General features: G+C 54.8%; 1 pseudogene. It reads right to left on the reverse strand.

Annotation, left to right across the window (positions count from 1 at the left end):
- Nucleotides 1-191, reverse strand: a pseudogene (locus EN818_RS33450) (hypothetical protein); the annotation flags it as partial.
- Nucleotides 192-279: the final 88 nt, after the last annotated feature.

Genomic DNA, 279 nt, shown 5'->3' on the forward strand with positions numbered 1-279 from the left:
ATGATCGGCCCCTTTGCGATGTCCCGTGTAGGTGGTCCGAACCGGTCAGAATCTGGAAAAGGGTAGCTGGACACCAAAGACATCGGGTGCTCGCCGGCAGCGATAAAAAGTACGCCAGCAGCGATCGAGCAATAATTTCCAATGCTGACCGGTGCCTCAGCGGTCGCCTGGAAAATGTTTCCGAAGTCCACGCCGTAGGTCTTCCGACCTATAGTGACATGCCTGCCAGGGTACGGTTTTCGCAAACCCAGTCTTGTCCGAAGTTCTCTAAACATCGCC

Origin of the sequence: Mesorhizobium sp. M3A.F.Ca.ET.175.01.1.1 (assembly GCF_004791945.1) — a bacterium.
GTDB lineage: Bacteria > Pseudomonadota > Alphaproteobacteria > Rhizobiales > Rhizobiaceae > Mesorhizobium.